Genomic DNA, 17,702 nt, shown 5'->3' on the forward strand with positions numbered 1-17,702 from the left:
CAGGCACTAACCTGCGATCGCCAGCCGATACGCTTGCGCTGCATTCACGCCAAACGCCTTGTCCCGCACAGGCGGGCCAAGCTTCGCCAGGCAGGCTTCCAGCGCACTCTTGATCTCGCCATAGCTGCCCGCGAGCAGACACACCGGCCAGTCCGAGCCGAAGATCAACCTGTCCTCGCCGAAACAGCTGGCAGCGTGCGCGACGAACGGAGCCAGGCGCTCCGCATCCCAGTCGTTCCAGACTGCCTCCGTCGCGAGCCCCGAGATCTTGCACCAGACATTACCGCAAGCCCCGAGCGCCTTGATGCGATCTGACCATTCGGCGCTGCCGCCGTCGGCGATCGGCGGCTTGGCCACATGGTCGAGCACGAAGCGCGCTTGAGGGAAGGCCTGCGCAGTTGCGATCGCGGCGGGCAGCTCGCGGGTATGGACGAGAAAATCATAGGTGAGATCGTGCGCGAATACTGCGGTGAGGCCGCGCTGGACGTCCTCGCGGAGCAGCCAATCGGGATCTACCTCATCATGCACCTGGTGACGGATGCCGACGAGCTTGTCCCCGCCCGGCAGGCCGCGCAGCTGCTCGAGCGTCTCGCCGAGCGCGCCGTCGGTCAGATCGGCCCAGCCGACGACGCCGATCACCGACGGCGCGGCATGCGCAACGCTCAAGAATTCCTCTGTCTCCTCGAGCGAGGAGCGACATTGCACCACGATGCTGGCGTCGATGCCGCTCGCCTTCAGCAGCGGCGCGAGATCGGCGGGGCCGAACGCGCGGCGGGTCGGCGTCAGCTCAGGCGCGTCCATCCAGGGATAATCGGCGCGCGCGGGATCCCAGAAATGCTGATGGGCGTCGATGATCATGCCTTACGCTCCCGCCGGCAGCGGCGCGCGCACGTCAATGAGGTTTCGCGCGCGCAGCTCCTGCCAGAACGCGGCCGGCACCGTTGCCTCCGACATGGCGATGTTGTCGGCAATTTCCGCCGCATTGCGCGCGCCCATCACCGCGACCGTGACCGCCGGATGCGTCATGCAGAACTGGAGCGCGGCGGCTTTCAACGCGGTGCCGTGCTTGCGGCAGAGCGCATCAAGCTCGAGCGCCCGCGCTACCAGCGACGCATCGGCGTCCTGATAGTTGAACTTCGCGCCCGCATGCGGATCGGCCAGGATGCCGCTATTATAGATGCCGCCGAGCAGGATGCCGATGTTCCTCGCCTGGCAGAGCGGAAACAGCGCATCGAGCGCGCCCTGGTCGAGCAGCGTGTAGCGGCCGGCGAGCAGGAAGCAATCGACCGGCACGGCTTGCGCGAAGCGAATCGGCATCTCCGACTGGTTCATGCCGGCGCCGATCGCCTTGACCGTGCCGTCCTCGCGCAGGCGCTGGAGCGCTCGGAAGGCGCCTCCGACGGCCTCGTCATAGTGATCATCGGGATCATGCACCAGCAGGACGTCGACGCGGTCGAGCCCGAGCCTGGCGAGGCTTTCCTCCACCGACCGCATGACGCCGTCATAGCTGAAATCGAACACCGGCCGCTCGCGCGGCGTGCCCTTGTAGTGCTCGTCCTCGCTAGCTGCGCCTTCAGGCACGCGCAGCAGACGGCCGACCTTGGTCGAGATGACGTAGGACTCGCGCTTCTGCTGCCGCAGGAAGGCCCCGAGCCGCCGCTCGGCGAGGCCGAAGCCGTAGAGCGGCGCGGTATCGAAGAATCGCACCCCAAGCGACCAGGCGCGCGCGATCGTCGCCTCCGCATCGGCATCGCTGACGGGTGCGAACAATCCGCCGAGCGGGGCGGAACCGAGGCCGATTGACGTGACGTCGAGCGAGCCGAGCCGCGACCGTTTCATTCCCATTGCCTTGTCTTCATTCCAACCGTCCAAATCATCTCTCCCGCTTGCGGTTTCCGCAAGCGGGAGAGGCATGCAGGAGCGCGGGGCTGGCGGGCGCTCCTACTTCAACATCTGCCCGACGTTGTCCTTGGTGACGAGATCGAGGCCGGTGTAGACGATCTCCGGCACCTTCTCGCCTTTCTTGATGGCGAGCAGCGTGTCCATCGCCTTCTCGCCCATCTCGAACGGACGCTGGCCGACCAGTGCATTGGCATAGCCGTCGCGCAGCAGCTCGAGCTGCATCTTCAGCGTATCTGCAACGACAAGCGTGAACTTGCCGGAATCGATGTCCTTCTTGTTCCTGCTGGCGAAGGCCTTGAAGCCTTCGGGTGCGAACATCGGCCAGCCGCCGATGGGAACGATCGCGGCGAGATCGGGCGTTGCGGTGCGCATGTCCGTCATCTGCTGGACCGCGAGCGCGGGATCGTCGTTGCAGAAGGTCGGCGAGCCCGCGACCTCGGTCCATTTCGAGCCCTTCAGCGCCTCGCGCACGCCATCGACGCGCTCGGCAAGGTTCTTGGCACCGGGGCCGCCGGAGACCATGGCGTATTTGCCGCCGTCGGGCCGCATCTTCAGCAATTGCTTGCCGAGCGCAACGCCGAACTCCTTGTTGTTGGTGCCGATATAGGCGATGCGCTTGGATCCGGGCGCATCGGCATCGAAGGTGATGACGGGAATGCCGGCCGCGGTCGCCGCCTCGATCGACTTGGTCATGGCCGCAACGTCGGCGACCGAGATGGCGAGGCCGTCGACCTTCTGGGTGACGAAGTCCTGGATGATCTGCGCCTGCGTCGCCGGCTCGTGCTCGACCGGCCCCTTGTAGATGCACTCGATGTTGCCGAGCTCCTTGGCGCGCTTCAGGCAGCCGTCGCGCGCGAAATCGAAGAACGGATTGTTCATCGCCTTCGGCACGATGACGAAGCGGTAGTTCGCGGCCAGCGCCGGCGTCGCCATCATCGCAACGGCGATACCGGCAAGAAGAAGTTTCCTCATTGTCTCCTCCACCCTTGTTTGGTGCCCATCCTCTTGAGAGACGCCCGGGAAGCGGACAGGCGCATTTTTTGGCCTTCCCGAGACGACGTCACGTCAGGTCATCCGCGAGCGGATGCGATCGACCAGCACAGCCAAGATGATGATCACGCCCACCAGCGTCTGCTGCCAGTAGGAGGAGACCTGCGCCAGCACGAGGCCGTTGCGGATCACTTCCAGGAGCACGCAGCCGACGATGGCTCCGAGCGGACCGCCGATGCCGCCGGCAAGGTTGGCGCCGCCGATGACGGCCGCCGCGATCACGTTGAGCTCGTAGGACGTCGCCATGTGGGCGGGCGCGGAGCCGAGCCAGCCGGAAATGATGATGCCCTGAAGGCCTGCGGCGAGCGCGCAGATCACGTAGACCTCGATCTTCACCCGCACCACCGGAATGCCGGTGAGCTCGGCCGCCTTCTCGTTGCCGCCGAGCGCGAAGACGTGGCGACCGAACGCACTATGGTGCAACACCCCGGCCATCATCAGCGCGAGGATCACGAGATAGATGAACGGCGCGGGCACGCCGAGCACGTCGCCCGAGGTGAGCGCGTAGAAATAGTCGGCATCGGGCCCGCCGGGAAAGCTACCGCGGCCGTTGGAGACGACATAGCCCAGCCCGCGCACGATCGAGAGCATGCCAAGCGTGGTGACGAAAGGCGAAAGCCCAAGCACGGCGATGCAGAAGCCGTTGACGAGCCCGGCAATCAGCGCCACGCCGAGTCCGGCGAGGACCGACACCAGCAGGATCAGGCCCGGCACGTTCGCCAGCACGGTCTTGCCGTCGGCCGCCATGTGCACCCACGACGAGCCGGGCGCCGACAGCTCGGTCATGACCATGGAGGTGATCATGGCCGAGAAGCACATCATCGAGCCGACCGAGAGGTCGATGCCGCCGGTGATGATCACGAAGGTGACACCGAGCGTGGCGATGGCGATGAAGGAAAAGTTCTTCGCCACGTTCTGCATGTTGCCCTGGGTGAAGAAATAGGGGCTGGCGAAATGCATGATCACCAGCAGCACCGCCAGCGCGAGCAGGACGTAGCCGGTCTGCGACGCAAAGATGCCGCGCTGCCACCATTTGATCCGGCCCACATTGGTGAAGCTGATCGGAGATTCCATCGGCATGGCCATCACGCTGCCTCCTTCGCGCCGGTGATGAGGGCGGTGACTTCCTCCGGCGAAGTCTCGTGGATCGGCTTTTCGGCCCGCTTCTCTCCACGGCGCATGACGATGACGCGGTCGCACACCGCGAATACGTCGGGCATGCGGTGCGAGATCAGCATCACTGCGACGCCCTGCTCCTTCAGCCGGTGAATCAGGCCGAGCACCTGCTCGACCTGGCGGACCGAGATCGCCGCGGTCGGCTCGTCCATCATGACGAGCCGCGCATTGGAGAGCCGTGTCCGCGCGATCGCGACCGCCTGGCGCTGGCCGCCCGACATCTGCTTGACGAGATCGTCGGGACGCGTCTCCGAGCGCAACTCGCCGAACAGCTCCAACGCCCGCGCCGCCATCGCCTTGTGGTCGAGCAAGGCGACGGGTCCAAATTTTCGCTTCAGCTCGCGGCCGAGGAACACGTTGGCTGCGGCCGTCAGATTGTCGGCGAGCGCGAGGTCCTGGTACACCACCTCGATGCCGACGGCGCGGGCATCGACCGGCCGGCTGAAATGGACCGCGTTGCCGGCAAAGCGGATCTCGCCGTGGCCGGGACGGAAATTTCCGGCGATGATCTTGACCAGGGTCGACTTGCCCGCGCCGTTGTCGCCCATCAAGCCGACCACCTCGCCCGGCAAGACCTGCAGATCGACGTCGTGCAGCGCGCGGATGGCGCCGAATTCCTTGCCGATACCGGAGAGCTCGAGCACCGGGGTAGCGTCAGCATGTGCCATCAGTGGACTTTCTCAGACATGACGGTTGACCAGGGATTCCAGATATTCCTGCCGGCCGGAGCGCGGCTGCGGATCGAAGCCGGGCTGGAGCGCGCGGTCGGCGAGATCGGCGAGCGAACGCTGGCCGGCGAGAATGGCGCGGCCCTCTAGGCCGGACCATCCCTCATAACGCTTCGCGAGCGGCCCGGTGAGCACGCCGGCATCCACCATGTCTGCGGCGGCGAGGAACGCCCGCGCGCAGGCATCCATCGAGCCGACATGGGCGTGGATAAGATCATCGGGGTCAATCGATTGCCGCCGGATTTTTGCGTCGAAATTGAGCCCGCCCGAGGTGAAGCCGCCGCGGTTCAGGATCTCGTGGAACACCAGGGCGAGCTCCGGCACATTCATTGCGAACTGGTCGGTGTCCCAGCCGAGCAGATCGTCGCCGCGATTGATGTCGAGCGAGCCGAACACGCCAAGCGCCTCGGCCAGCGCGACCTCGTGATGGAAGGAGTGGCCGGCGAGGATGGCGTGGTTCTGCTCGATGTTGAGCTTGACGTCGTTCAGAAGGTCGTAGCGCTCGAGGAAGCCGTAGCAGGTGGCGACGTCGAAATCATATTGATGCTTGGTCGGCTCCTTCGGCTTCGGCTCGATCAGGATCGGGCCCTTGAAGCCGATCTCGTGCTTGTGCTCGACGACGAGCGAAACGAAGCGGCCGAGCTGGTCGAGCTCGCGCTTGAGATCGGTGTTGAGCAGCGTCTCGTAGCCCTCGCGCCCGCCCCACAACACGTAGTTCTGGCCGCCGAGCCGGTGCGTCACCTCGAGCGCGGCGCCGACCTGGCCGGCAGCATAGGTGAAGATCTCGGGGTCCGGATTGGTCGCCGCCCCCGCCATATAGCGCCGATGCGTGAACAGGTTTGCCGTGCCCCAGAGCAGGCGCACCTTGCTCGCAGCCATCTTCTGCTCGAACAGGTCGGCAATCGCGTTGAGATTGGCGACGGACTCGGCGAGCGAGGCGCCCTCCGGCGCGGCATCGACATCGTGGAAGGTGAAGTAGGGCACGTCGAGCAGGCGGAACAGCTCGAAAGCGACATCGGCCTTGGCGCGCGCCTGCGCCATCGCATCGGTGCCGTGGTGCCAGGGACGCAAGAACGTCTCGCCGCCGAAGGGGTCGCTACCCGGCCAGCAGAACGAATGCCAATAGCAGACCGCAAAGCGTAAGTGATCCTCGAGCCGGCGGCCATGGACCATGCGATCCTTGTCGTACCAGCGGAAGGCGGGCGCCTGTCCCGCGCCCTGGCCGGCAAAGGCGACAGGTGCAGTTGCATCGAAGAATTTGGCTGGCGCGTTCACTTAAGGAGTCTCCTTCAATGCGGGATAAAGCGCCCGCCACCGCTGATAGGCCTCGTCATAGGCCTCAGCGACGGGCTTCCGGGGCGTGAAGCTGGCGAGCCGCCGCGGACGGGTGCAGACCTCTTCAGGTCGCTCACCGGTCGCTGCGAGCCGGCCGAGCCGAGCGGCGCCGAGGGCCGCTCCGACCTCGCCTTCCTCGACGCGGTGAACGGGAATGCCGAGCACATCGGCGCAGATCTGCGCCCACAGCGGCGAGCGCGAACCGCCGCCGACCAGATCGACCTCGGCAATGGGCCCGCTCGCCGCGCCCAGCGCCGCCAGATTGTCGCGCGCGGCGAAGGCGACTCCTTCGAGCACGGCCTGCACGATCTCGCCGCGGCCGGTTGCACCGCGCAGACCGACGAAGGCGCCGCTCGCGGCAGCGTCATTGTGCGGGGTGCGCTCGCCGTCGAGATAAGGCAGGAACTTGATTGGGCTCGGCGCATCGACGCGCTCGCCGAGCGGCGCCAGGAGCGCTGCGGCCGGCGTCTCCATCACGCCGGCGAGCCAGGCCAGCGAAGCCGCGGCGGACAGCATCACGCCCATCTGATGCCAGAGGCCGGGCAGCGCGTGGCAGAACGCATGCACGGCCGACGCCGGCGCCGGCGCGAAACGGTCGGTGACGCGGAACAGGACGCCGGACGTGCCCAGCGACAGGAACGCATCGGCTGGCGCGATCGCGCCGAGCCCGATCGCGCTCGCGGCATTGTCACCGGCACCGCCGGCGACCACGACATTCTTCGCCATGCCCCAGCGCTGCGCGTAGCTTGGCGCGAGCACCGCGCTGATCGCGCTGCCCTCGACGAGGCGCGGCATGTGGTGAAGATCGAGCCCGGTGGCATGCAGCAGCAAGGCCGACCAGCGCCGCTCGCCGACATCGAGCCACAGCGTGCCGGCGGCATCGGACATGTCCTCGACCATCTCGCCGGTGAGACGATAGCGGACATAGGCCTTGGGCAGCAGCACTTTTGCGACGCGCTCGAAGATCTTTGGCTCATGCCGCGCGACCCACAGCAGCTTCGGCGCCGTGAAGCCGGGCATCGCCAGATTGCCGGCGATCGCGTGCAGTGAGGGACAGCGCCGCTCCAGCGCGGTGCATTCGGCCTGCGAACGGCCGTCGTTCCAGAGGATCGCGGGCCGCAGCGGCCTGCCATCTTCGTCGAGCAGCGTCGCGCCGTGCATCTGGCCCGACAGGCCGATGCCGGCCACGTTCGCAACCTCGCGCGGATGGCGGGCCGCCAAATCATCAACCGCACCGGTCGCCGCATCGACCCAGGAATCGGGATCCTGCTCGGACCACAACGGCCGCGGATGCGACAGCGCAAGCTCGCGCGTTGCCGTCGCGAGGATCGCGCCGGCTTCGCTCACGAGCACCGCTTTCACGCCGGACGTGCCGATGTCCAATCCGAGATACAAATCGTCCTCCTCCTTACCCATTGCGATGCGCGATCTTGATGTCGCGCTGTGCGCCACGGCCCGTTCGATAAAAGCCTGCCGCTAGGGCAGATTGTCCCGCATCACGATGTCGATCCTGATCTTCTCCTGCTCGCTCAAGATCGGCTCGCCACGGGCGAGCGCGAGCAGCACGCGCACGGCGGCACGCGCTTCATGTCCGGGGTTCTGCGAGATCGCGGCATCCATCACGCCCTGCAGCAGCAGCCGGCGCGTCAGCACGGTAACGTCGTGACCGACGAACACCAGCTTGTCGCGGCCGGCATCGCTCAACGCTTTGGCGACGCCTTGCGTACCGGCGCCGACATTGTACAGGCCGACGATGTCGGCATGCCGGCCGAGCAACCGCGCCAACACCTGTTCGGACCGATCGTCCTCGTCGCGCCCTTCCAGGACCGGCAGCACGTTGAGGTCGGGGAATTCCGATGCCATCACCTGGTTGAAACCGAAGATGCGTTCGGCATGGTCGCGCAGGCCCTGCGAGCCCGCGACGATCGCGACCTTGCCGGATCGCCGGCCGACCAGCCGTCCGACCAGCGCGCCGGCGGTGCGGCCCGCCGCGATATTGTCGATGCCGACATAATGGTGGCGGCGCGACGACGGTACGTCCGAGACCAGGGTCACCACCTTGGTGCCGGCATCGACCAGATCATTGATCGCGGCGCGAACGCTGGGGTGGTCCAGCGCCACCACGGCGACGCCATCGAAATCGCCTGATAGCGCCTCGAGCGAGGCCGTAAGCACTGCGGGATCGAACACGTCGGTTGCCACCATCTCGACGCCGAGGCGGCGCGCCGAAAGCCAGGCCGACATCTCGCCAAGATAGGCCTCGATCTGCTGCATGAACGGGTTCGGCCCCGACGGCATCACGAAGGCAAAGCGGCGGGCGCGGCCGCGCGCGAGTTCCGCGGCCGCCACATGCGGCTGGAAGGAGTTGCGCTCGATCGCCGCCCTGACGCGGCGGACGGTGTCCGGCCGCACCCCCGGTCGGTTGTGCAGCACGCGATCGACCGTCGCGAGACTGACGCCCGCCTCGCGGGCGATGTCCTTCAGCGTCAATGCGGTCGTGGTGAGGGTCTCGGCCATGGCTGAAGGCTAGCAGAGGTTTTTTGAGGTACGCAACTCATTTTGAGGAAGCGGCCGTCATTTTGCGCTGCCCGGTGCCGAGGAACGGCTCTTCCCGGCGCTCGTTGCCGCCGGTGCGTAACGACATCACCCATGATCCCGGCGAAGGCCTGAGCCCAACGCTCGAGCGCAACATCCAGGCGCTGGTCGAGCGCCGCCGTGGGGAGCAGCGGGCTGCGTCGGGCCAAGAGAAGCTCGCCGACGCGATCACGGCCTTTACCGGCAGCATGACCTTCGTTTATCTGCACCTCGCGCTGTTCGGCTTCTGGATCATCGCCAATCTGCACTGGGTGCCGGGAATCCCGGTCTGGGACGAGAGCTTCGTGGTGCTGGCGATGATCGCTTCGGTGGAAGCAATCTTCCTCTCGACATTCGTCCTGATCTCGCAGAACCGCATGACGGCCGCCGCGGACAAGCGCGCCGATCTCGACCTCCAGATCAGCCTGCTCGCCGAGCACGAGCTGACCAAGGTCGCCCGCCTGCTCACCCAGATCGCCGAGCGGCTCGACGTCAAACCTGACTCGAAGCGCGAGCTGGAGGAAGCTGCCCGCGACATCGCGCCCGAGCGGGTGCTCGACAAGCTCGAGGAGACGCGAAAGGGTTGAGGCTTGATGCGCCTCGCGCCGATTGGCTCAGCTGGCAGTGAGATCGAGCGTCAGGAACAGACTGTTGGGATCCTCGACATAGCCTTCGAACGGGCTGCAGGGGACGAAGCCGTGCGTCTGGTAGAGCGCATGCGCCGGCCTGAAATAGTCCCATGAACCGGTCTCGAGGCTCAGCCGCCTCAAGCCGCGCGCGCGGGCCTCCGCGATGATGTGGCGGAGCATCTGGCCGCCGAAGCCGCGCCTTCGCGTGGTCTGAAGCGTGTGCATCGACTTCACCTCGCCATGGACGGCCGAGAGCATCTTCAGCGCGCCGGTGGCAACCAGCGTGTCGCCGTCCCAGCCGGTCCAGAACGCGACGTCGCTGGCGCGAAGGCCCGCCAGATCGAGGGCATGCGCGCTGCCCGGCGCGGTCTGTGCCCGCGCGGAGGTGACATGATGATCGAGCAGCGCGACGACGCGCGCATCGAAGGTGTCGCCGGTGCGGATCTGCATGGTCAGGGCCTCATTTTACGTTTGCGCGCGATCGGCGGCATCACATCTTCCCGTAGGAGGAGCCGCGCCGCGTGATGATGACGTAGCGCGCGTCCTGTTTGGTTTCGTTCTCGAACGTCACCGCCCGCATCACGTCGAAATCCAGACAGTCGCCCCCGCGCAGGCGCAGCGTCTTGGCGTCGATGTACACGGCGATCGCGCCCTCCAGCATCAGCAGCTGCTGAGTGAAGGCGTTGCGGCCCCAGGGGCTGTAGGAGACGCGCGCGCCGGCGGGAAGATCGACCACGATGATCTCGATGCCGCTCGCCGCATCCGGCGGCGAGGCGTGCCGCCGGCGGTAGCCGCTGTCGGGGTCGCGCCAATGCGGCTGGTCCGCAAGCCGCATCAGCCGCTCCGGCGGCTTCTCGGCGAGAGCGACGACATCGCTGAGCGACACGTCGAGCGCGGCACAGAGCTTGCCGAGCAGCGCTGCGGTCGCACTGCTCTGCGCCCGCTCCACCCGCCCGATCATGGCCCGGCTGACGCCGGAGCGGCCTGCCAATTCGTTCAACGTCATGCCCGCCTGCGTCCGCAGCGTCTTCAAGCGACGACCGATCGCACGGTCGAGTTTCTGCTGGTCCATGGCTTCATCCGAACATTGTCCGGCGCAGGGACCGCATCCGCCGGGCAAGAGGAGCTTAGGGCGGGCGAGGCGTGCGTGCCGGAAGCAAGAGGCTAACATATTAGAATCTTTGCGGAGCCTGCAGCGCGGATTAGAATGGGCCAACCGCGGTGAACGGGGAGGCGATGACATGGGCGAGCCGACGCAGCGGACGATCACGGCGAACGGCATCAACCTCAACATCGCCGAGCAGGGCGAGGGGCCGATGGTGCTGCTCTGCCACGGTTTTCCGGAAGGCTGGTACTCCTGGCGCCACCAGCTCGAGGCACTGGCCGCGGCGGGCTACCACGCGGTCGCACCCGACATGCGCGGCTATGGCAAGAGCGACCGGCCCGAAGCGATCGACCAGTACACGATCCTCCACATGGTCGGCGATCTCGTCGGCGTGCTCGACGCCTTCGAGGCGAAAGACGCCGTTATCGTCGGGCACGACTGGGGCGCGACGATCGCCTGGCACACGGCGCGCCTGCGGCCGGATCGCTTCCGCGCCGCCGCCATCCTCAGCGTGCCTTTTCGGCCACGGAGCCCGGTGAGGCCGACGAGCGTCATGCCGCAAACGGCGGATGCGCAGTTCTATCAACTGTACTTCCAGGAGCCGGGTGTTGCCGAAGCGGAGTTCGAAAGGGATCCGCGCGCAACGCTTGGCGCCATGCTCTACGGCGGCTCCGGCGAGGGTGCGGCGGCGATCCGCGCCAATGCCGAGCGTCAGGGCCGAACCGTCGGCGTCGGCATGGTCTCGCGCAAGGACGGGATGCTGCCGAAAGTGCAGGTGCCGCTTCCGCCGTGGCTGAGCGCCGCCGACCTCGACCGTTACGGCGCCGAATTCGCTCGCAGCGGATTTCGCGGACCGCTCAACTACTACCGCAACATCGATCGCAACTGGGAGCTGATGGGGGCTTTCGAGGGGGTGAAGGTGATCGTGCCTTCGCTCTTCATCGCCGGCGACCACGACATGGTCGTCGCCTTCCCCGGCGCGGCCGAGCACCTCGCCAACATGAAGCAATGGGTGCCGCAGTTGCGCGGGATCAAAATGCTGCCCGGCTGCGGTCACTGGACGCAGCAGGAGCGGCCGGCGGAGGTGAACGCGGCGATCGTGGAGTTCCTGCGAAGCCTGCCGGACTAAGTATTGGAGCGGGCGAAGGGAATCGAACCCTCGTATGCAGCTTGGGAAGCTGCCGTTCTACCATTGAACTACGCCCGCTCATGCGCGGCTTGCGCGCCCGTCCTGATTAGCCGAGACGACGGCCGCCGCCAAGCGGTTTGGCGGCCCAACCCGAACGCTTCTTGACGTTTTGGCAAGATTCTGGGTGCGCCGGATTGTGGCGGTGTTATGATTTTATGTTTGGGGGAGACGTGCGCTGAGTGGGGCGTGTGCATGGTGGGGTGCGGCTACGCGATATTCGACACGGCCATCGGCCGCTGCGGCATCATCTGGAGTGCGACCGGCGTCGTCGCCGTGCAATTGCCGGCGGCGCGGGAGATCGACACCCGGCGCCGCATCTTCCAGATCGATCCCGAAGCGCGCGAGCAGCGGCCCTCCGAGAACGCCGAACTGGCGATCGAGGGCATCATTGGCCTGTTGCAAGGCGGTGAACCTGATTTTTCCGAGGTCAGCCTGGATGCGGGCGGCGTGTCCGGTTTCAATCGGCGCGTCTATGAATTCGCCTGCTCCATTCCGCGCGGGGAAACGCGAACCTATCACGAGGTCGCCAAGGCGCTGGGCGCCTCCGGCGCGGCGCATTCGGTGGCGCAGGCGATCGCCAAAAATCCCTACATGCTGATCGTGCCGTGCCACCGGGTGCTGGAAGCCGGCAATTACACCGACCGGCTCTCGCCCTATGGGGGAGTAATCTCCAAGCGGCGGCTGCTGGCGCTCGAGGGGGCCCACCCCGTCGCCAGCAAGACGCTGTTTGAGGTGCTGCTGCCCGTTGCCCCGTCGCGGCCGCCCACCTAGATAAGGCGGCATGGACGCGACCACACTGCTAACGTCACAATCGATGACCGTCTCCGAGTTTCGCTGCGACGCGGGACCGGACGACACGCCGTTCGCCGAATGCCGTACCGGGCATTCCATCGCCTATGTCCGCTCGGGCAGCTTTGGCTGCCATTGCCGCGCCGGCTTCTTCGATCTGGTGGCGGGCTGCATGCTGGTCGGCGCGCCCGGCGAGGAATACACCTGCACGCACGAGCATGTCAGCGGCGATGTCTGCCTGTCGTTCTTCCTCAGCGAGGACATGGTCGATGCGCTCGGCGGCCGGCGCGAGATCTGGCAGGTCGGCGCCACGCCGCCGCTGCCCGAATTGATGGTGCTGGGCGAGCTCGCCCAGACGGCGGCAGATGGCAACAGCGACATCGGCCTCGACGAAGTCGGCCAGATCCTGGCCGGACGTTTCGTCGACGTGGTTTCTGGCAAGCCGCGCAAGCCGGCCACGCCGACTGCGCGCGACCGCCGCCGCGCGGTCGAGGCCGCGCTGTGGATCGACGACAATTCGCATGCCGAGGTCGACCTCGAACAGGCAGCACGGCAGGCGGGCCTCAGCCCGTTCCATTTCCTGCGGTTGTTCTCGAGTGTGCTCGGCGTCACCCCGCATCAATATCTGGTGCGCTCGCGACTGCGGCACGCGGCTCGGCTGCTCGCTGACGACGACATCGCCGTCACCGACGTCGCCTATGACGTCGGCTTCGGCGATCTCTCCAACTTCGTCCGCACCTTCCACCGCGCCGCCGGCGTCTCGCCGAGCAAGTTCCGCCAGGCCTCGCGCGGGGAGCGCAAGATTCTCCAAGAGCAGCTCGCCCCCAATTAAATAGGTTCATCTCCGGCGCGCGCCACTTTCGGCGCGCTTTGGAACTGGAGACGAGCATGTACGACCACATCGGACTTCGCGTTGCCGACCTCGACGCCGCGACACGCTTCTACACCGCGGCGCTGGCGCCGCTCGGTTATGTCCTGTGCTCAAGCGGCGAAGGCTATGCCGGCTTCGGGCCGAAGGGCGAGCCGGCGTTGTGGCTGCACCTGAACAAGGGCCACAAGGCCGACGGCGCGCACATTGCATTTCGCGCCAAGAGCCATGACGCGGTCAAGGCGTTCCACAGCGAAGGCTTGAAGAGTGGTGGCCGTGACAATGGCGGCGCCGGCCCGCGCAAGGATTACAGCCCGACCTATTACGCGGCGTTCCTGATTGATCCCGATGGCAACAATGTCGAGGCGGTTTGTAGCTGAGCTCCAGCCGCTGACGAGATTTCGTGGTGGGCAAAGCGGCGCGTGCCCACCGACCGACCGCATCAATCCAAATGGTGGGCACGGCACTGCGCGCCTTCCACTCTACAAGACTGCATTTGAGGAAACTCCCATGGCCTCCATTCACAACGACATTCCCATCGACGCCGCGGCGCACGACGTCTGGGACGCGGTGCGCGACTTCGGCGCGCTGCATGAACGGCTGGTGCCCGGCTTCGTCACCGCCTGCACGCTCGACGGCGATGCACGCATCGTCACCTTCGCCAACGGCTCGGTGGCGCGCGAGGGGCTGGTCGATTGCGACGATGCGCGGCGGCGTCTCGTCTATGCCATCAACAACGAGCGACTGAAGCACTACAGCGCTTCGGTGCAGGTGATCGACGACGGCGAGCAGAGAAGCCGCCTGGTGTGGATCATCGACATGCTGCCGAACGAGCTTGCACCCTACGTGCTGGGACAGACCAAGGACGCCGTCATCGCCATTCAGAAGGCGTTTCCGCCTGCCGCGGCCTGACTGCCCTCTGTGCATTGCCTCACAGAGCTCTGCCCTCGCCAGCCCGATGATGAGCGGCATGATGGAGAACGGCGGCGGCGGATTTGGGGGCGGTCTTGGTGGCGGCACTCTCGGCGGTGGTGTCGGCGCGCCCGATTACGGCGGCTACACGCCGATGGGCGGCGGCGGCGGGCATCGCCGCCACAAGCATCGCTAGTCGGCAAGACCGGACAGAGCCGGCCTGATCGCAGTCTTGCCGCCACGCGGTCCCCAGCGCGTCAACACGACGCTGGAGCATGAGAGCAGGCCGAGCACGACCATCGAGCTCGCAGCCAGCCAGAAGAAGCTTTGCGCGGTGGCCTCGTGGGTGGTCAACCACCAGCCGACGGCCGAGATGTAGATCAGCCGTGCCGTCTGCGCCAGCACCGGCCCGATCACCTTGGCGGCGCCTTGCGATGAGAAATACATCGTCGTGGCAAGGCCGAAGAACGCGTAGAACGGTCCGACCGTCGAGAGATATTGATGGCTCGCGGCGCGCACGGCTGCGCTGTCGGTGAAGATGTTGATCCAGAGATCGGGGAACGTCGCCACGATGCATGCGGGCGCGCCCACGGCGACGAAGGCGGCAGCGCTGGCGATCCAGGTGACGCGCCGGGCGCGCGCGATGTTGCCTGCGCCGATCGCCATCCCCACCATCGGCACGCAGGCGATGCCGAACGAGAATGCGATCGAGGTCAGCAGGAATTCGAGCCGCGCACCGACGCCGTAGCCGGCGAGGATCGCGGTGCCGAACTTCGCCAGCATGTGGGTGAAGATCGAGATCGTCAGCACCGATTGCAGCGGCGAGAAGCAGGCAATGGCGCCGACCTTCAGGATGTCGAAGAACATCGCCCATTGGATCCGCAGGCCGCGCAACCGCGGCGTGATCCGCGCGCGGCCGGAGAACAGGTACCAGCCCATGATGCCGATGTTCATGGTGTAGGCGATCAGCGCGCCGGCGGCGACGCCGCGCATGCCGAACTGCGGCACCGGCCCGAGCCCGAGGCCGAGCGTGCCGCCGAGCACGATCTGCCAGGCCGCGGAGTTGAGGATGAGGAACGACGGCAGCTTCATGTTGCCGGTGCCGCGCAGCACGCCGGCCATGGTGTTGAGCAGCCAGGGCAGCACGGCGCCGCCGAAGAACACCTGCGTGTAGGCGACCGCATGGGTCAGCACATCGCCGCGGCCGCCCAACATCTCGAGCACTTTGGGCCCGAAGATCAGCATGCCCAGCATGAAGACGAGGCCGAAGCTGATGCCGATCAGCATCGCGTGCACGGCCAGCGTGCCGGCGCGATCGCGGTCCCCGGCGCCGAGCGCGCGTGCAATGGCGGACGCCACCGCACCGCCCATGGCGCCGCCCGACATCGTCATGGTCAGGATCACGGTCGGGAACACCAGCGCCATCGCAGCCAGCGCCTCGACGCCGAGCCGGCCGATATAGGATGTCTCCGCGATCACCGTACAGGTGCCGGCCGACAGCGCGATCACGTTGGGCCAGGCGAGGCCGAGCAGCGTGCGCAGGATCGGCCCGTCCGTCAGCGCGCTTCGTATCGGCCGCGGAGGCGGCGGCAGCGGACGCTCTTGCTCATCGACCGGGATTTCGGCGATGTCGGACATTTCCCCTCCGGGGCACGAGCGCCATTGGCGGCGCGGCAATGCGTAGGTGTGCCAATTAATTCATTCGCGCGCAGGGCGCGGCGCGGGGCTTGTTAGCACGGCGATTGCCGATTCCTCCTGCGTAGCGCGCAGGCGTGCCCTGCGGCAGCGCATTCCAATAGGTGAAATCACCCAATCGTCCACACCAGCGGTGGCCGCGCTGCTGCCGTCGGCCGCAGATGCACACCGAGATGTCGGCCGCATCCCGCAGCCAACCCTTCAAACAATCCCTCCAGCACTTTTGCGCAGGCAGGATGATAGTCGGCGACATCATCCATCAACTTCCAGCTCTGCTGGCGGATCTCGAAACTGCCTTCAGACTGCGTCGTCTCAGCCGAATCATCCTGCGCAGCAGACAGCGCGTTCAGGAAAGCGGCAAACTCTTTCGCGCCGCCGCGGGCCATCGACAGTGCTGCCGCGACCTCGTCGAAATATTGCATCCCGATCAGCTTGCCGGTGAGATGCAGCAGATAGCCGGCATCTTCGGGGCCGAACAGCTGCACCATCACGGGCGCGGCGGTGCGGACATATTCCATGGCGTAGTTGCGATAGGCTTTTTCGAGCCGCGGCTTCGGCCAGCTCGCCACGGGTAATGCCGGCGCTGTCTTCGGGTCGAACAACGGCGCCTCCAGATGCCGCGCGAACACCAGACGCAGGTCGAGCTCGAGCGGATGGTCGTATTGGTGGTAGTAACCCTCCAGCCCGTCCTGGCCGTCGACGCTCTGCTTGGTGCAGACGAAGCCAAGCCTGGTATCGCCGAGCGCGACGCCGTTGTTGGCGTGCCAGCCGCGCAGCATCGCGCGGGAGACCTCACCCGGCACGCCGCAGATCGCGGTGCCTTTCCAGATCCAGCGCGGCGGCGGATAACGGATCCAGGCCTTGGCGTCGCTCTCATACATGTATTCGACATGCACGCCGCCGATCCAGTTGGAGAGGTAGTGATATTGTGCGGCCGCGACCGCCGGCGGCAGATGATCGATGCCGAGCTTCCTGAGCCCCGGCAGGAAGCGCTCCTGCTGCTGACGGCGGAAGACGCGGAAAACAAACTCCGCCGCATCGGCGGTACTACGACGCGTGACGACGGTGAGGACGAGGCCGGTGAAATAGGCGTGATAGAGGTCGGCGACCGCGCGCCAGCGCTTCCATTGGGCTTCCTGCGCGGGATCTGATGCGGTGGTCATGTTTGCTCCCGATCGATGTTTTGATCGAGTGTGTCACTGCACCCCACGGCAGGCAACATGACGTCCACGCAAGGCGCTCTGCACGAGCGCTCGCCAATTCCGCATCACGAAGTTTTGCGGCGGCGCCTTGGCCGCGCGCTCTCGCTCGATCCGCTCGGTGGCATCACGCGCCATCGCGACAGATCCGAGGACGTTGCCGCTGGAATCCCGCACCAAGGCGAAGGTCATCTCGATGTAGAGCTTGCGCCCGCTCTTGTGCAGTGCGCGGGTCAGCGTCGGCTTGCCCGCAAGCTTCATCGCGCCGCTGGCCAGGGCAGCTTCAAACCCTTTCCAGTGCGCGGCGCGCAGATGCTCGGGAATGATCAAATCGAGATTCTGGCCGAGTGCTTCCGCCGCGGAAAAGCCGAACAGCGCCGTCGCTGCACGGTTCCAGCGCATGATCGTGCCGGAGCGATCCGAATAGATCAGCGCGTCCGCGACGTCGCCGATGATCTGTGCGTCGAGTTGGAACTGATCGGTCATGTCGCCACCTCGCATGTAGCTGGTTTTGCGTATCGTGACCCACGTTCGGTGTCATCGCCCGACTT

Annotated in this window: 20 protein-coding genes and 1 tRNA gene; 7 read left to right on the forward strand and 14 right to left on the reverse strand. The window is 66.3% G+C overall.

Features of this window, described 5'->3' with window-relative positions; translation table 11 throughout:
- Window positions 1-6 precede the first annotated feature (6 nt).
- From X268_RS30330 to X268_RS30365, 8 genes are all read right to left on the reverse strand, one after another.
- Entirely contained in the window at window positions 7-858 is an 852-nt protein-coding gene (locus tag X268_RS30330) for an amidohydrolase family protein (protein ID WP_128928340.1), read from the reverse strand.
- Between the two features lie 3 nt (window positions 859-861).
- Window positions 862-1,839: an aldo/keto reductase gene (locus X268_RS30335; protein WP_128928341.1), complete on the reverse strand. Its 978-nt coding sequence runs from the start codon at window positions 1,837-1,839 to the stop codon at window positions 862-864.
- Window positions 1,840-1,941: 102 nt separating this feature from the next.
- Complete coding sequence (locus X268_RS30340; RefSeq protein WP_164938001.1) at window positions 1,942-2,874, reverse strand: sugar-binding protein; 933 nt, start codon at window positions 2,872-2,874, stop codon at window positions 1,942-1,944.
- Between the two features lie 93 nt (window positions 2,875-2,967).
- A complete protein-coding gene (locus tag X268_RS30345; protein ID WP_164938002.1) occupies window positions 2,968-4,038 on the reverse strand; it encodes an ABC transporter permease in 1,071 nt (356 codons plus the stop codon).
- A complete protein-coding gene (locus tag X268_RS30350; RefSeq protein ID WP_128928344.1) occupies window positions 4,038-4,796 on the reverse strand; it encodes an ATP-binding cassette domain-containing protein in 759 nt (252 codons plus the stop codon). The genes X268_RS30345 and X268_RS30350 overlap by 1 nt, the downstream gene beginning before the upstream one ends.
- Before the next feature lie 12 nt (window positions 4,797-4,808).
- Entirely contained in the window at window positions 4,809-6,131 is a 1,323-nt protein-coding gene (xylA, locus tag X268_RS30355) for a xylose isomerase (protein WP_128928345.1), read from the reverse strand.
- On the reverse strand, window positions 6,132-7,586 hold the full coding sequence (xylB, locus tag X268_RS30360; RefSeq protein ID WP_128928346.1) for a xylulokinase: 1,455 nt from the start codon (window positions 7,584-7,586) through the stop codon (window positions 6,132-6,134).
- Between the two features lie 81 nt (window positions 7,587-7,667).
- The gene (locus X268_RS30365; RefSeq protein ID WP_128928347.1) at window positions 7,668-8,708 is read right to left on the reverse strand and encodes a LacI family DNA-binding transcriptional regulator; all 1,041 of its coding nucleotides are present in this window, start codon (window positions 8,706-8,708) and stop codon (window positions 7,668-7,670) included.
- Between the two features lie 113 nt (window positions 8,709-8,821).
- Here X268_RS30365 and X268_RS30370 point away from each other — a divergent pair, with 113 nt between their 5' ends.
- Window positions 8,822-9,352 carry a DUF1003 domain-containing protein gene (locus X268_RS30370; RefSeq protein WP_128928348.1) on the forward strand — a complete coding sequence of 177 codons (531 nt, stop codon included), beginning with the start codon at window positions 8,822-8,824 and terminating at the stop codon, window positions 9,350-9,352.
- Between the two features lie 27 nt (window positions 9,353-9,379).
- Here X268_RS30370 and X268_RS30375 read toward each other — a convergent pair whose 3' ends face one another.
- Together X268_RS30375 and X268_RS30380 are read right to left on the reverse strand one after the other, a co-directional pair.
- Window positions 9,380-9,844, reverse strand: coding sequence for a GNAT family N-acetyltransferase (locus X268_RS30375; protein ID WP_164938003.1), 465 nt, complete (start codon window positions 9,842-9,844; stop codon window positions 9,380-9,382).
- Between the two features lie 40 nt (window positions 9,845-9,884).
- A complete protein-coding gene (locus X268_RS30380; RefSeq protein WP_128928350.1) occupies window positions 9,885-10,466 on the reverse strand; it encodes a helix-turn-helix domain-containing protein in 582 nt (193 codons plus the stop codon).
- Between the two features lie 169 nt (window positions 10,467-10,635).
- Between X268_RS30380 and X268_RS30385 the strand changes: the two genes are divergently transcribed.
- Window positions 10,636-11,628, forward strand: a complete 993-nt coding sequence (locus X268_RS30385) for an alpha/beta fold hydrolase (protein ID WP_128928351.1) — start codon at window positions 10,636-10,638, stop codon at window positions 11,626-11,628.
- Window positions 11,629-11,632: 4 nt separating this feature from the next.
- Here the strand turns inward: X268_RS30385 and X268_RS30390 are convergent.
- Window positions 11,633-11,706, reverse strand: a tRNA-Gly gene (locus tag X268_RS30390).
- 174 nt (window positions 11,707-11,880) lie between these two features.
- Between X268_RS30390 and X268_RS30395 the strand changes: the two genes are divergently transcribed.
- The 5 genes from X268_RS30395 (at window position 11,881) to X268_RS39690 (ending at window position 14,453) form a co-directional block, all read left to right on the forward strand.
- Window positions 11,881-12,459 carry a methylated-DNA--[protein]-cysteine S-methyltransferase gene (locus tag X268_RS30395; RefSeq protein WP_128929438.1) on the forward strand — a complete coding sequence of 193 codons (579 nt, stop codon included), beginning with the start codon at window positions 11,881-11,883 and terminating at the stop codon, window positions 12,457-12,459.
- A 10-nt stretch (window positions 12,460-12,469) separates the two neighbouring features.
- A complete protein-coding gene (locus tag X268_RS30400; protein WP_128928352.1) occupies window positions 12,470-13,309 on the forward strand; it encodes a helix-turn-helix transcriptional regulator in 840 nt (279 codons plus the stop codon).
- A 56-nt stretch (window positions 13,310-13,365) separates the two neighbouring features.
- Complete coding sequence (locus tag X268_RS30405) at window positions 13,366-13,725, forward strand: VOC family protein (RefSeq protein ID WP_164938004.1); 360 nt, start codon at window positions 13,366-13,368, stop codon at window positions 13,723-13,725.
- Window positions 13,726-13,855: 130 nt separating this feature from the next.
- A complete protein-coding gene (locus X268_RS30410; protein ID WP_128928353.1) occupies window positions 13,856-14,257 on the forward strand; it encodes an SRPBCC family protein in 402 nt (133 codons plus the stop codon).
- A gap of 58 nt (window positions 14,258-14,315) precedes the next feature.
- Window positions 14,316-14,453 carry a hypothetical protein gene (locus X268_RS39690; RefSeq protein WP_164937437.1) on the forward strand — a complete coding sequence of 46 codons (138 nt, stop codon included), beginning with the start codon at window positions 14,316-14,318 and terminating at the stop codon, window positions 14,451-14,453.
- Here X268_RS39690 and X268_RS30420 read toward each other — a convergent pair.
- The 3 genes from X268_RS30420 to X268_RS30430 form a co-directional block, all read right to left on the reverse strand.
- Entirely contained in the window at window positions 14,450-15,895 is a 1,446-nt protein-coding gene (locus X268_RS30420; protein WP_128928355.1) for an MATE family efflux transporter, read from the reverse strand. The two genes, X268_RS39690 and X268_RS30420, sit on opposite strands and share 4 nt — an antisense overlap.
- Window positions 15,896-16,062: 167 nt before the next feature.
- A complete protein-coding gene (locus tag X268_RS30425; protein WP_128928356.1) occupies window positions 16,063-17,115 on the reverse strand; it encodes a hypothetical protein in 1,053 nt (350 codons plus the stop codon).
- Between the two features lie 33 nt (window positions 17,116-17,148).
- Window positions 17,149-17,637: a PAS domain S-box protein gene (locus X268_RS30430; RefSeq protein ID WP_245477712.1), complete on the reverse strand. Its 489-nt coding sequence runs from the start codon at window positions 17,635-17,637 to the stop codon at window positions 17,149-17,151.
- Window positions 17,638-17,702 lie beyond the last annotated feature (65 nt).

The sequence above is a fragment of the Bradyrhizobium guangxiense genome (genome assembly GCF_004114915.1).
Classification (GTDB): Bacteria; Pseudomonadota; Alphaproteobacteria; order Rhizobiales; family Xanthobacteraceae; genus Bradyrhizobium; species Bradyrhizobium guangxiense.